Raw genomic sequence first — 14,400 nt, 5'->3', positions numbered from 1 at the left:
TGTCTCCTATTGAACCATATATAGCTTGTGGCCGATTTGTATAGCCGCGCTCGGCCACCTCGAACGAGAACGCACGATGTCACGGCTTCGGCCACCGACGCGCATCGGCTCCCGGCGCGCACAGCGCCTGCGCTAGGGCTACTTACTGTCCCGCATGGAGAACTGAACCGCTGGTTCGCCAGTAAAACGATCGCGTTCGAGTTCCGAAGCGAACGGAACTCGCAGCCGGCCTACTCGACTTCTCGGTCTGCGATCTGCGTGCGGATCTCCGTCGCCCGATCGCGAACCCACGAGAGATACCGCTCGATTTCGGTCGGCGTCGCGCCGTAGAAGGAGGCGACCCAGTTAACGTCGGCCCAGGGGAGCGTCACGAGGTAGGTCGCGAGGGTATCCTTCCCGGCCTGCACGACCTCCGGTGGGACGCCGCGCTCGCCGGTTCCCTCCTCGACGAAGCCGTTCACATCGAAGTAGACGTCGGCGTAGCGGCGCGCGTCTTCGGGGCTGTCGAAAACGATCTCGGTGTGTTCGGGGGCCTCGAAGCGATAGCGCTCGCCGGCATCGGTCGCGACGATCCGAACGCCAAGCACGTACTCCTCGACGACGGCCTCGGTCTCGGGTGCAGTATCGGACGTTGCCATGACGGTCTCTCTACCCCCACCCGGACTCGAAATAGTATTAAACGTTGATATGATATCTATTGTGCACTCGGGAGCACTTCGTACCGAGACCATCAAGCACCGTCTTTTAGGACGGCCGCGTCCCACGGTGGGACGATCACAGCGACGATGAACGTCCTGCTCGTCCTCGGTCACCCCCGGACCGACAGCCTGTGCGGGTCGCTGGCTGCTGCATACCGCGACGGGGCGCTCGAGGCCGGCGTCGACGTTCGCGAACTCGCCGTCGCCGAACTCGCGTTCGATCCGGACGTCCACGAGGTCTCTCCCAGCGACCAGCGACTGGAACCCGACCTCCGCGAGACCCGAGACTCGATCCGCTGGGCGGACCACCTCGTCTTCGTCTACCCGAATTGGTGGGGGACGATGCCGGCGCGGCTCAAGGGCTTCTTCGACCGCGTCTTCACGCCCGGCTTCGCGTTCGTCGAGTACGACGAGGGGGAGGGCGCGGGCCACGAGGGGCTTCTGGACGACACGACCGCCGAATTGCTCGTCACGATGGACATGCCCCCGTGGGTCTACCGCTGGATCTACCGCCAGCCGGGAAACAACGCCGTCAAACGCGCGACGCTCGGCTACGCCGGCATCCGAACCACTCGAATCACGAACCTGGGTCCGGTCGAATCGTCCACGCCGGACGAACGCGAGGCGTGGCTCGAGAAAGCGACCCGGCTGGGGCGCAGCCTCGCCGACGGTCCCGATTCCCGCTCGACACGCGTTCGCCGCCGGACGACGGCGTGGCTGAAAGCCCTCCGACTGCAGTTTTACCCGATGGCGTGGGCGGCGTACACGATCGGCGCACTGGCGGCAGCGGGTTCGAGCGACGCCGTCTCGTCGCTCCCGTACTGGCTCGGCTTCACCTTCCTGTTCTTTCTCGAGGCGGCGACGGTGCTTTCCAACGAGTTCATCGACTATCCATCCGACCGCGAAAACGCGTTCGCCGGCCCCTTCACCGGCGGCTCGGGGGTGCTCGTCGACGGTGAACTCGACTTCGCGGCGCTGCGCCGCGGAATCGGGGTCGCGCTCCTGTTCGCCGTCGGTGCCGGCGGGGCTGCCCTCGCCGTCGGCCTCGGTTCGACCCCCCTCACAGCGGCCGTCATGATCGCCCTCGGCGCGCTGGCGCTCGGCTACACGCTCCCGCCGCTCGAGTTCTCCTACCGAACGCTCGGTGAACTCGACGTGGCCCTCACCCACAGCACCGGCGTCTTGCTGTGCGGGTACGTCGTCCAGGGCGGTGCGGCGACCGATCCGCTGCCGTGGCTGCTCTCGATCCCGTTTCTGCTGGCCGTGCTCCCGTCGATCACGCTGGCGGGTATTCCGGACCGCTCCGCCGACCGGAGCGCCGACAAGGAGACGATCGCCGTTCGTTTCGGGATCGACGGCGCTGCGACCGTCGCGGCGGCGACCGCACTGCTGGCCAGCCTGACGGGAGTCGTCTGGGCGGCGCTCGGTATCGGCGGCGGCCTCTACGGGCCGCTGGTCGCTCTCAGCGTTCCCCATGCGCTTGCACTCGTCTGGCTCCTTCGAACCCGATTGGGGAACCGGACGACCCCCGCTCGCATCGACGGGCTGATGGTCGCTTCGCTGAGCTTTCTGGTCTGGTTCGCCATCGTGCCGTTGCTCAATCTCACCTGATACCGGTCGGTTGAGGAACGTCCGGATGGCCGTGCGAGATACGGGACACGTATATTACAGGAGAATTTGGCCGAAGTAACCGGTTTAGGAGGCGGTTCAGGATCGGTCTCCCGCGGACGGACCACGACGGGCGAAGACGAGTTCGACCGGCACAGCCAATACCCACTCCATTTCGGTCTGGATGATCTCGAAATCGGCTCGGGCAAGGACGCTACCAACATCGAGAGGTCGACTGTCGACGAGCGTCGGAAAAACGTCGTTGAGTCGCTTGTAGAGGAGAGAAACGAGATCGCTCGCTGTTGTTGAGGGGGCGATGACACAAATTTTACCCCGTGGAGCGAGCACCCGACGTATCTCGTCAAGTACGGCCATCTGACACTCGTATTCGAACAGTTCGAGCGTGAAACTTACGAGAACGGCGTCGAAACTGTCGGAGTCGAACGGTAACGCCAGCGCATTGCCACAGACAACTGCAGATGAGGCATCGACTTCAACACGATCTTGTGCGAGCTGACACATCCGGTCTGCAACGTCGATACCGACAACTTTGCCGCCGGGTCCAACGGCGTTCTGCAGCGTGGTCAAGCCGCGACCGGTTCCACAGCCGATATCGAGAATTTGGTCGTCTGAGGATACGCCGAGGAAACCGATCCCCCGTCGTCGGAGAGGACCTTGAAAGGGATCGACCAGCACATCGTAGTACCGACTAAGCGCGTTGTACCACGCTTTGCTCTCCTGTGAATTGCGCGTCCGTTTCCGCATCACCGGTCACTGGGTTCTTCCGATTTGGTGGAAAACCTACGGAAGAGATGGACGAGGACGAACGCTATCCCACCGGTAATCAGCCCTCCTACGAGCAGAATGAGTGCAATAAAGACGGTGGGGATGGCAACGTTGGCAATCAGGACTGACGGTGCCAAGCGAGATTCTACAGCGATGGGCATTAGATGTAGCGTAACGCACATCTTATTTATAACTTCGACTTTTGGTGAAGGCGCGCTGAATTCAGCAGACCGATCTTGACGACGTCTGAGAGGCTGCGTTCCCGTCCGGGAACTATACTACCCGTATTGAGCGCAGAGCGTACTGAATCTACCACCGCCCGAGTTCGACAGGGCCGTATCGTTCGAGACGGCAAGTCGGCTACTCCAGCAGCGACTCGCCGGTCATCTCGGGCGGCTGGTCGATGCCGAGCAGTTCGAGCATCGTCGGCGCGATGTCGGCGAGCGTGCCGCCCTCGCGGACCGTTCGCCCGCCGTCGGTACCGTCGGGGGACAGGTAGACCAGCGGCACGTCGTTGTACGTATGTGCCGTATGCGGGTGCTCCGGGGTTCCCATGTCGTCCGCGTTGCCGTGGTCCGCGGTGATGAAGACGTTCGACCCGGCCGCCTCGAGTTCGGAGACGAGTCGTCCGAGTTGCGCGTCGACGGTTTCGACGGCCTCGATCGCGGCCTCGTAGTCGCCGGTGTGGCCGACCATGTCCGGGTTGGCGTAGTTGAGTACGAGCACGTCCGGATCGTCGCTCTCTATCACGTCGATCGCGGTGTCCGTCACTGCTGGGGCGCTCATCTCCGGTTGTAGATCGTAGGTCGGCACGTCCGGACTCTCGACGATCTCGCGGATCTCGCCGTCGAACTCGACCTCGCGGCCGCCGTTCAAGAAGTAGGTGACGTGGGCGTACTTTTCCGATTCGGCGATCCGAAGCTGCGTCCGTCCCTCGTCGGCGAGCACCTCTCCCAGCACGTTCTCGGGCTGGTTCGGCGGGTACGCCACCGGCAGGTCGAACGTCTTGTCGTACTGGGTCATCATCACGACCTCCGCGTCCGGCGGGCTGGTGCCGAACTCGTCGGACCAGTCTTCCGGGCGGATGTCGGCCAGCATGCGCGTCAACTGGCGAGCGCGGTCCGAGCGGAAGTTGAACCAGACCACCGAGTCGCCGTCTTCGAGCGCCGGCCCGCCCTGCTCACGGCTTCGCCGTTCGCTCTCCGAGGCGCTACGCGCCTCGCTCTCGATCAGCGTCGGCTCGACGAACTCGTCGGTGTCGCCGCGGTCGTAGGATTCCTCGACAGCGGCGACTGCGGAGGCCGTCTCGTGGTCGGCCTCGCGCTCGGCGATCGCGTCGTACGCTCGCTTCGTCCGCTCCCAGTTCTGGTCGCGGTCCATCGCGTAATACCGACCCGAGACCGTCGCGACACGGCCCGTGCCGTGCTCCTCGACGACGCTCTCGAGCGTTTCCAGGTACTCCCGGCCGCCGGTCGGCGAGGTGTCTCGCCCGTCGGTGATCGCGTGCGTGACGGCCTCGACCTCGCGGTCCGCGGCGAGTTCGATGAGCGCGTGCAGGTGTTCCTGGTCCGAGTGGACGCCGCCGTCGCTGACGAGGCCGACGAAGTGGACGCGCCCGTCGTTGTCCCGCGCGTTCTCGAATGCGGTGTTGATCGCGTCGTTCTCGCGGAAGGAGCCGTCCGCGATGGAGTCGGCGATTCGGGTGTACTCCTGGTAGACGACGCGGCCGGCACCGATGTTCAGGTGGCCGACCTCGCTGTTTCCCATCTGGCCGTCCGGCAGGCCGACCCGCCGGCCCGAGACCTCGAGTTCACCGGTGGCACCGTGCTCTGCGAACCGATCGAAGTTGGGGGTGTCGGCCGCGGCGACGGCGTCTCGTCCGTCGTCAGTGCCGAGTCCCCAGCCGTCGAGTACGATCAACGCGGCGTCCATGTCAGGGCGATATCCGGCCTGGCGTAACTAGCTGTCGCTGTCGGCGACATGCCGATCCTGCCGAATGTATAAGAATACGAGAGTGTGTGGAGTTATGCCTCCGACCCGTGATCGAACGCCGTCCCGCAATCGCCACAGATCGTCCCGTTGCCGGGCGTGCATCGCTGCGCGAGGGTCGCACCGCACTCGGGACAGACCATATAGAGTCGGTGTTCCGGGGCGACGCCGGCTTCGAATTTGGCCCGAATCCAGGCGTCGGGATTGTCGGGTTCGTAGAGGGTGACCTCGCCGTTTGTCTGTCGCCAGTTGACCGTGTGTTCATCGCGCTCGTCGGTCTCCGTACCTCGGTTGGACATCGGGACACTGACAGCCATGCGACCCACTCATATAATTTTTCTGATGATAATTTACCCGCTCACGAGTTAACCCCCTGCGCCCGCGTGCGCCGGATCGCCGGCCGCCTTCGCCCCGCCGCCATCGACCACTGGCTTTTTGCGAGTTCGGCGGGAGCCAACTGGCATGACACTCGATCCGGTCCACTTCGACGGCATCGCGCAACTCGCGAGGCGGATCGATCACGGTGCCGACGAACGCGACCGCCGCGAGTTCGCCGAGACCGTCTGGGAGTCGTTCCTCGACCCCTTGCACGACGACGGGCGGACGATCCTCGAACCGGTCGACGAGCGGGCCCGGCGGCTGGTCGACTGCGAGGCCGTCGCCCTGCGGGAGCGCGAGTTCCCGACCCAGCACGGCCTCGACGCGGGGACGATCAACCCGACGACGTTCAAGAACGGGCTCGTCATCGACATCGCCCAGGCGGCCATGAGCACGACGCCGAGCGAACTCGATCTCCACCGCTCGCGGACGACGGTGATGACGGTCCACTCGAACGACGAGACGATGACCGTCGACGAGGAGTGGGGCAAGTTCGACGCGGGGTACAGCCGCAGTCGGGCCGTGAAGATCCCGCCGCTACCCCGCTTTGCGGAGGGCGTCGTTCACGCGCTCGCGCTCTATCTCGCCGAGAGCAAGCACGCACTGGCGCACGCCGAGGACGTGACGGACCTGCTCGTCTTAGACGGCCCGCTCTATCCGCGCGGGTTGCTTCGCTGGGCCGACCAGCACCCCGACCTGGCCGACTTCCTGCTCGAGGACCCGCGGCCGACGACGGTCCTCGAGAACTACGTGCGACTGGTCGAGTCGTTCGTCGACCGCGGCGTGCCGCTCATCGGCTTCGTCAAGAATCCCGCTACGCGGGTCGTCACACGAACGTTGAAAGGCAAACGCGACGTCGACGTGAGCGTCCCCTGGGCCGACGACACCGCGCTGTTCACCCAACTGCTCGAGCGCGGCGAGTTCGTCGAGGATATCGAGGGCACGCGCTGGGAGCGAGACACCGACGGGCTCACCTACACGAACTGGTTTCGCTCGCGGGGTGGCGTCGACCGGCCCCTTTCGGTCGAGGGCGATGCGCTCGGCGTCGAGCGCCGTCTCGACCGCGAGCAGTACGAGGTCACGTTCTTCGTCGTCTACGACCCGCGCGAGGATCTCCTCTTTCGGATCGAGGCCCCCTACGCCTTCACGCGCGATCCGGAGACCCGCGAGCAGTTGACGATGCAACTCCTGCAGGACGTGGCGATCGCCCACGGCCCCCCGACCATCGTCGAGAAGGCGGACGAACTCGCGCGGATCAGCGCGCCGGAGAAGCAATCGCTTCGAGAGACGCTCGAGACGCAGTTCGATACGTCCCGCAGGCGAACGTACGACGATCACCGCTGGGACGAAGACTACTAAGCGGCTACTGTGAGAAACTGTGTCAATTGTTGTGTAAATTATAAACCTATTAGTGTCCAGTATTACCGATTATCACTATGGGTCGGGATACCGGGAGCCGGGACGACACCGCTTGTGACCGTGATCGTGATCGGCATCGTAATCGTGAATGTGAGCGCGTTCACGACCGTTCGACGACCGCCGTCGACCGCAGCCGTCGCCGATTCCTCGGAGCGGCGGCCGGCGTCTCCGTCGGGGCACTCGTTCCCACGACGGCGAGCGTCACAGCCGATACCGGGACGACAGCGGACGCCGGAGGGACCGTTACGCTCGTCCACGACACTCACTTTCACGGTCGCTTTCGCGACGCCGGAGCGGACGACCTGACGCTCGCACGCTACTATACCGTCGTCGAAGGGATCCGTGCGGACGCAGCGAACTCGCTGTTCGTCGGTAACGGCGACGACCTCGCCCCTTCCATGCTCGGGCTCGAGTACGAGGGCGAACACATGATCGAGGCGATGAACGAAATGGCCGTCGACATCGTCGGCGTCGGCAACCACGAGTTCGACTTCGGAGCCGAGGTCGCGACGACGCGGTTCGCGGAGAGNAGAGCGAGTTCCCCTGGGTGGTCGCGAACCTGCTCGACGACGCGGGCGAGCCCGTCCCCGGAACCGAGCGGTGGCGCACGGTCGAGGCGGGCGAGTTGACGGTCGGACTCTTCGGGCTCGTCTCCACGAATTTCCACTCGTTGACCGACTACCCTGCGGACTGGCAGGTGCTCGAGTACGTCGAGGCCTCCCGGGAAGCGGTGGACGCGCTCCGCGAGGACGGCGCGGACGTCGTCGTGCTCGCCTCGCACGTCTCGAGCGGCATCCACTACACGCTCGCGGAGTCCGTCGAGGGCCTCGATGCGATCGTCGGCTCGCACTCCGGCATCGTCTTCGACGAACCGGACCACGTCGACGGAACGATCATCAGCGAGTTCGGCGACGAGTTCGACCACGTCGGCGCGATCACGCTCGACGCCGCCGGCGAGCTGGTCGACTGGCAGCGGACCGATCTCTTGACGCCCGACAGCGATCCCGCGCCGGCGGTCGCGGAGTACGACCGGATCAGCGTCCGCTACACCGACGACATCGCGGCGGACGACACGCTCGCCGCGATCACCGACGAGTGGACCGCCGAACTCGAGGCCGAACTCGGGCGGCCAGCCTTCGAGAGCGAGGTCGAACTCAACGCGACCTACGACAGCTACGCCATCGAGACGAACTGGGGCAACCTGATGACCGACGCGATGCGGACGGTCGGCGAGATCGGCGACGTCGAGGTTGACATCGCCGCTCAGAACGGCGGCGGCATCCGCAGCGACTCGACCTACGGGCCCGGCGAGATCACCGGCGCGGACGTGATGAACATCCTCCCGTTTCCGAACGAGATCGTCGTCGTCGAGGCGACCGGCGCGCAGGTCCGCGAGTATCTGGAATCGGCAATTCGCCCCCATCCCGACGCCGAGTTCGGCGCGCAGCCGGCGATCCAGGTCTCGGGGATCTCCTACGAGTGGTCCGGCCACCCCGACGCCGTCCGCGTCGACAACGTCTTCGTCGGCGACGAACCGATCGACGACGAGGAGACCTACCGCCTCGCGCACAACGACTACTCGATCGAGAACTCGGCGGTGCTCTCGGAGGCCGACGTCGTCCTCGAATCCGGCCAGTTCCAGGGTCCGTACGTTCTCGACCGGCTCGAAGCGACGGAAACCGTCGCCCCCGAGCGCGAGAACCGGCTACTTCGCGTCGACGAAGCGGTCGACGACGCCGCGGTGGCCCGCGACGCCGGCGAACTCCGTCTCACGATCGAGGTACCCGACGGTGCCGCCGAACTCGCGACCGACTCCTTCCGAGTCGTGATCCGAACCGGCGACGAACTCGCCGCCGCGTCGGCCGCCGTCGACGGCGACACGGCCACCGTCGCGTTCGACGCGAACGCGCTAACCGAACTCCTCGAGCGCGTCGACGACCCCGTTCCCCGACTGTTCGGGGCGTACGAACCGGACCAAGACGCCTGGGAGTACGAGTTCGCGGTGCCGACCTCGGACGGCTACGATCGCTTCCGACTCAAGGCACCCGTGAACGTGAGCGACGTGCTCGATGCGCCGCCCGCGGATGCAGTTGCGGATTCGGACGGCGGCGACGGAACCGATCCCGACGGAGCCACTGCTGAGAGCGACGGGACGAACGACGGCGAGGATGCCGACGGCGTCCCCGGCTTCGGCCCGCTCGCCGCCCTCGCCGGCGGGAGCGCCGGGACGTACCTCTACGCGCACCGGCGGGAGGCCGACGCGACGGAAACGGACGCTGCAGCCGCTGCTGACCGGAACGAACCGACGACGAACGAGTCCGAACGCAGAACTCCCACCCGCCCGCAACCATCGCGTTCGAGACAGCGCCAGGAATGACACGGGCACCGGACGACGGACGGAATATCGCGGCCGGGACCGGCCAACTCCGCCGCGCATTGCTCGGCGTCGCCTTCGTTGCCGCGGTGACGGGTCTGCTCGCCGGTCCGGTCGTGATCGCTACCGCGGCACCGACTGTAACAGCCACCGGCAGCGGTGCCGCCACTGCTACCACTACCGCCACTGGTACCGGCACCGCCACCGGCGACCGCCTCGCCGTCATCACCCCCTCACCGTACGCCGTCGATGTCGAACCCGGCGACGAGTTCACGATCGATGTCGCCCTCCACAGCGCGGGGGGACACGGCGGCGAGGGGGTGCGCGCCGTCGATTTCGTCGCCCAGTACCACCCCGATCTGCTCGAGGTTACCGCCGTCGAGCGCGGACCGTGGCTCGGCCGGGGAGCGGAGACGACCGTTCACGAGAGACGGACCTTAGCCCACGAGCGGGGGACGGCGATTCTCGAACAGTGGCGCGACCCCGTCGCCGACGGTGCGACCGGCCGCGCCGAACTCGCGACGGTGACGGTCGCGGTCGCCCCCGACGCTCCCGCGACGGAGACGACCCTCTCGTTCGGTGAGACGAACGTGTTGTTGGTCCGCGATTGGCCGTTACCGATCGACGACCAGACCGTTCGCGTGACGATCGACGGCGGCGACGATGACGGCAGTGGGACCGGGACGAACTCGTCCGTCGACCCGTTCGAGCATCCGGACCCGGCCGATATCGAACGCACGCAAACAACGCAGACAGCGGAGACGATCGACGCTTCCGACGGCGCGACTGCGGACGACGCCGGTGACGACGCTGCTACGGACACGCCGGCCGGTACATCCCGTTCCGAGTCGGATGCCGTTCCGGGCTTGCTCGCCTCGACGACGCTCGCCGTGCTCGGCTGTATTTCACTCGCCATCGCGCGCTTCGCTCCCCGAACACGCTGAACGATCCCCGTCGGCGGACTACAGGTCCGTATCCAACTCTACTTTCTTGATGTTGAACTCGACTGTCGACGGATCGACGCCGATCCTGGCGAACTGCGTTCGGACGTGTTCGCGGGCGTTCTCGACCGCCTGATCTCGCGTATCGAAGCCGCGCGGCATCGGCGATTCGAACGCGAGATTGACCTCTCTGCCGTCGACCTGTTGGCTGGTTCCACCGCTATCGACCTCGTAGAACTCGTCGCAGACCCAGACATATGCAGCGTCCTCGTTCGGCGCGCCCTCGAAGGACGGAGCGCGCTCGCCGCGTTCGTACAGCGTCCCGGTAAGCTCGGTGTCTCCTGCACAACCGCATACCATGAGCATACGTCCAACTATGCTCCGTAGCCGCAAAAATATCGTGCACGATTTGAGAACCAAAAACTGGATTCGAAACTGGATCGGGTCCGACCATCCACTCCCCACACCCAAATACTACGGCTCTACTGGCGATCTGAGCCCGCTATTAATACGTTACTCCCAAATTCACAATCAACCATTCGTGATAGTCACTCCCCCCTATCCATCCGTTCTTCGCCCGGCATTCGACTATCTGGCCGGAGAACGAACTCATACGCCGAATAATATCAGATACCGAGACCAAATCATTTTGGAAACGGGCTTATCCCCGCTCTGGCAGTTGTCTTCGGTAATGGGATCGGACGTTCACCTCGGAGATACAGGGGATCGGAATCCGGTAGTGACCGTTCCTATCGAACGCTACGACGCACTTCGACACCCTCGCCGTCTCCGTATCCTCTCTGTTCTCACGGACGAACACTTCCTCTCACTGACCGAACTGACGACGGAACTCTTACAACGGGAAGACACGTCCGTCTCGGACGGCCAGGCCCGCTACGAAGTTCGTCTCAGCCTCGTTCACGCTCACCTGCCGCGACTTGCCGATCACGGACTGGTCGAACTCGACAGGGAGGCCGCCGCTGCAAGCGACACCGGCACCGAGTCTACGCCGCTCACCGTCTCCCTCATCGACGACCCACCGCTTTCCCCCGCAATCCTCTCCCTGCTCCTCGAGACCGACGCCGACGCCGGTGCCACCCTACTCGACCGGCTCGTCCACCCCGTTCGACTTCGTCTGCTCGAGTTCATCGAGACACAGGACGAGCCGGTTTCGGTCGATGAACTCGCGACGGTGCTTGCGACGCGGATGGAGGTCGGCCCCACGGAACCTTGCGAGGCGACGATCGAACTCCACCACAACCATCTGCCCGCGCTCGCGGACATCGATGCGGTCGCGTACGACCGGCAGGCGAGTCGGGTTTCCCAATCGGCAGCGATGGAGTCGTTTATCTAGACCGCTTTCCGGTTTCCCCGTTTCCCGTCCGCTGTTCTCCCGATTCGACCGCTCCCGAGACTCATATACGAATGGCCCACGAACGGTGACCGACGAGACGCATGTCCGGGACCCCTCCAGGCCGGCACGCACGACGACTGGGAACCGCCACGCTCGTCGTTGTGCTGGTCGGCGCACTGACGCTCGGCGGGATCGGCTCCGTCGCCGCCGGCGACCGCGTCGCGATCATCTCGACCGACCCCGCGACGGTTACGGCGCAATCCGGCGACGAGTTCACCGTCGACGTCCTTCTCTACGGCGAGGGAAGCCACGACGGCAGCGGGGCTTCCAGCGTGACCCTCGCCGCGCAGTACCATCCCGAGTATCTCGAGATCACCGACGTCGAACGCGGACCGTGGCTCGAACAGGACGATGAGACCGACGTGTACGCGAACCAGACGCTCGCTCACGAGCAGGGGACGGCGCTCTCGACGCAGTGGCGCGACCCGGTCGCCGGCGGCGCGACGGGAATGGCGCGGATCGCGACGCTGACCGTCTCGGTCGCGCCGGACGCCCCGCCCGGCGAAACCGCGATCGCGTTCGGCGAGAGCGAGGTCGAACTCGCGACCGACTGGCCCATGCCGGTCGTCGGCGAGTCGGCGACCGTCGTGATCGACGGCGGCGAGACTCAACTCGAGTCGTTCGATCATCCGGACGTTGATTCGCTGTCGGCGGATGCCAACGCGACGACTGTGGACGAGAATTCGGATGCGGACACGACCACCGTTCCGCTCGATGCGCTCTCGAATTCCGTCCCTGGACTCGCTGTCGTGTCCGGAATCGCCATCGTCGTCGGTTGCGCCGCGCTCGCCGTTCGAACGTTGCGGTCGGACTGACAGTCACCCGAGGAGGGAAACGCGTTTTAGGAACCGGTCAGATGGGATGAGTATGACCGATCTGGGAGATTTCGGCGAGTTCAGCGCCGACGGCGACGGCGATTCCGGGGTGTCGGACGGCGGTACGGCCGACACAGCGGGGGCAGACCGGGCGCGTGCGAGCGAGTCTGCGGGCGACGCGGAGGCCGGAACCGGGACTGCTGAGGACTCCTTCGAGTCGACTGCCGTCGAACCGCGCGGCGAGGACGTCGGTATCGGAGCGATCTGTGTCTCCCAGGGGCTGCGAATCGCCGAGGATAGCGACGATACGACGCTTCGGGCCTACATCACCCGCGGCAACCGATCGTCGATCCGCATCGGGAGCTACCTGCTCGCCCCGTATCCGGACGGGGGCCGCGGAGCGTCGAACGGCGAGACGCTGTTCTGTCGCATTACGGGCCTGGAGTACGCCCAGCAGTACCACGCCGACGACGCGACGGAGATCCACGCGCGGCGTGCGATGCGCACGGACGGCATCGAGGAGGGCGATTACAAGTTCGTCGCGAACCTCGAGCCGGTGGCCATCCTCTACGATGATGACGGCGAACTCAAGCGCCGGATGACCGACCGCGTCCCCAAACCCCAGACGGTGATCCGGGAGGCCGACGACACCGAGGCGATCAAGACCGGACTCAAGATGCCGGACGACGGCGTCTTCCTCGGCCACCTCTCGGTCGGCGGCGAGAAGGTTCGAACCGCCGCCTCGCCGCCGACGATCGACTACCGGCTGAAAGACGACTACGAGGCCGGCGATCCGCTCGTCTTCCGGCACACGCTCGTCGCCGGCGGCACCGGGTCGGGGAAGACCCACGGCGCGAAGAACGTCCTCCGGCAGTACCTCGCCGACGAGCGGCGGTATCCGATGGCAGACGGCCGCGAGGTCGGTCCCGCCGTCGTCCAGTTCGACCCCCAGGACGAGTACGCCCAGATGCACGACGATAACCCCGACTTGGACGACGAGTTCGCCCGCCGACTCGAGCGGGAGGGGGTCGCCTACGGCGGGGTGGATGAGACGACGGCGTTCGTCCCCAAGGTGGGATCCTCGTCCTACGCCGCGGGCCACCACCGCGCGGAGCAGGTCGAGTTCACGATTCCGTTTTCGATGGTCCACGAGAACCCGTGGCTGGTCGCGGGCAGCGGGTTGAACGACAACCAGTACGGCGCGCTGGTCAGCGTCCTCCTGCCGCGTTTTCGGGAGCAGTACGGAGCCGACGCGACCTACGACGAGTTCACGCGATTTCTCAACGATCCCGCGCTGCGCGAGGAGTTAGACGAGTCGGGGCGGGTCCACGAGGCGACTTTCGACGCGGTTCGGCGGCGCGTGCTCGGTTTCGGGCACGTCTTCGACCAGGACGCGCGGCCGATCACCGACCTGGTACACGAGTTCGTCCGTCCCGGCGGGTTGACCGTGGTGCCGACCTACCACATCAACGACACGCGGGCGACGGAGACGATCGTGCTGGCGCTTTCCTCGCTGCTGATCGACCAGAAGCTCTCGAACGACCCGACCTACGACCGGATCAAGGAGACGCCGCTCGTGCTCGGGATGGACGAGGCGCACAACTTCCTCACCGACGCGGATTCGGTGCAGGCGGGGAAGGTCATCAAAAAGTTCACCGAGGCCGCAAAGCAGGGCCGAAAGGAGCGACTCGGGCTCTTCCTCATCACGCAGGACCCCCAGGACATCCACGACGCGGTCTTCAAGCAGATCAACACGACCATCGTCCTGAACCTGGGCGACGAGGACGCGATCAAGAGCGTGAACATTCCGAGCAACCTCGAATCCAAGGTGCCCTACATGGAGAAGGGACAGATGGTCGTCTACTCGCCGGACAATTCCGAACCCGTGGAACTGATCGGACTCTCGAAGTGCCTGACGCGTCACGGGCGGGACTGACTTCTCATACGGACTGCTGGCAGTCAGTTCCGGCACGCCCGG

General features: G+C 65.3%; 12 protein-coding genes. 7 read left to right on the top strand and 5 right to left on the bottom strand.

From position 1 onward, the window contains the following. Positions 1–230 precede the first annotated feature (230 nt). The gene (locus C481_RS16700; protein WP_006110499.1) at positions 231–638 is read right to left on the bottom strand and encodes a hypothetical protein; all 408 of its coding nucleotides are present in this window, start codon (positions 636–638) and stop codon (positions 231–233) included. Between the two features lie 147 nt (positions 639–785). Between C481_RS16700 and C481_RS16695 the strand changes: the two genes are divergently transcribed. Then, positions 786–2,309, top strand: coding sequence for an NAD(P)H-dependent oxidoreductase (locus tag C481_RS16695; protein WP_006110498.1), 1,524 nt, complete (start codon positions 786–788; stop codon positions 2,307–2,309). A gap of 96 nt (positions 2,310–2,405) precedes the next feature. Here the strand turns inward: C481_RS16695 and C481_RS16690 are convergent, their stop codons facing one another. From C481_RS16690 to C481_RS16675, 3 genes are all read right to left on the bottom strand, one after another. Continuing rightward, on the bottom strand, positions 2,406–3,071 hold the full coding sequence (locus tag C481_RS16690) for a class I SAM-dependent methyltransferase (protein ID WP_006110497.1): 666 nt from the start codon (positions 3,069–3,071) through the stop codon (positions 2,406–2,408). Positions 3,072–3,452: 381 nt separating this feature from the next. After that, the gene (gene gpmI / locus C481_RS16680; RefSeq protein ID WP_006110495.1) at positions 3,453–5,024 is read right to left on the bottom strand and encodes a 2,3-bisphosphoglycerate-independent phosphoglycerate mutase; all 1,572 of its coding nucleotides are present in this window, start codon (positions 5,022–5,024) and stop codon (positions 3,453–3,455) included. Positions 5,025–5,116: 92 nt separating this feature from the next. Next, positions 5,117–5,380 carry a hypothetical protein gene (locus C481_RS16675; protein ID WP_006110494.1) on the bottom strand — a complete coding sequence of 88 codons (264 nt, stop codon included), beginning with the start codon at positions 5,378–5,380 and terminating at the stop codon, positions 5,117–5,119. 163 nt (positions 5,381–5,543) lie between these two features. On the opposite strand from C481_RS16675, the gene C481_RS16670 reads away from it, so the two are divergent. From C481_RS16670 to C481_RS16660, 3 genes are all read left to right on the top strand, one after another. Next, entirely contained in the window at positions 5,544–6,818 is a 1,275-nt protein-coding gene (locus tag C481_RS16670; protein WP_006110493.1) for a DNA double-strand break repair nuclease NurA, read from the top strand. Between the two features lie 607 nt (positions 6,819–7,425). Next, positions 7,426–9,255 carry a 5'-nucleotidase C-terminal domain-containing protein gene (locus C481_RS16665; RefSeq protein ID WP_338043620.1) on the top strand — a complete coding sequence of 610 codons (1,830 nt, stop codon included), beginning with the start codon at positions 7,426–7,428 and terminating at the stop codon, positions 9,253–9,255. After that, positions 9,252–10,196, top strand: coding sequence for a cohesin domain-containing protein (locus C481_RS16660; RefSeq protein ID WP_006110492.1), 945 nt, complete (start codon positions 9,252–9,254; stop codon positions 10,194–10,196). The genes C481_RS16665 and C481_RS16660 overlap by 4 nt, the downstream gene beginning before the upstream one ends. Before the next feature lie 18 nt (positions 10,197–10,214). Here the strand turns inward: C481_RS16660 and C481_RS16655 are convergent, their stop codons facing one another. Continuing rightward, positions 10,215–10,559: a DUF7113 family protein gene (locus C481_RS16655; protein WP_006110491.1), complete on the bottom strand. Its 345-nt coding sequence runs from the start codon at positions 10,557–10,559 to the stop codon at positions 10,215–10,217. A gap of 325 nt (positions 10,560–10,884) precedes the next feature. Between C481_RS16655 and C481_RS16650 the strand changes: the two genes are divergently transcribed. The 3 genes from C481_RS16650 (at position 10,885) to C481_RS16640 (ending at position 14,358) form a co-directional block, all read left to right on the top strand. Continuing rightward, positions 10,885–11,547, top strand: a complete 663-nt coding sequence (locus tag C481_RS16650) for a DUF7344 domain-containing protein (RefSeq protein ID WP_006110490.1) — start codon at positions 10,885–10,887, stop codon at positions 11,545–11,547. 101 nt (positions 11,548–11,648) lie between these two features. Beyond that, positions 11,649–12,422 (top strand): hypothetical protein, encoded by a 774-nt coding sequence (locus C481_RS16645; RefSeq protein ID WP_241434702.1) that lies wholly within the window; start codon positions 11,649–11,651, stop codon positions 12,420–12,422. A gap of 52 nt (positions 12,423–12,474) precedes the next feature. Further along, positions 12,475–14,358 (top strand): ATP-binding protein, encoded by a 1,884-nt coding sequence (locus C481_RS16640; protein ID WP_006110487.1) that lies wholly within the window; start codon positions 12,475–12,477, stop codon positions 14,356–14,358. Positions 14,359–14,400: the final 42 nt, after the last annotated feature.

The organism is Natrialba asiatica DSM 12278 (assembly GCF_000337555.1).
Taxonomy (GTDB): Archaea; Halobacteriota; Halobacteria; order Halobacteriales; family Natrialbaceae; genus Natrialba; species Natrialba asiatica.
The sequence above is the reverse complement of the archived record's forward strand: the minus strand, read 5'-3'. Positions and strand labels throughout refer to the sequence as shown.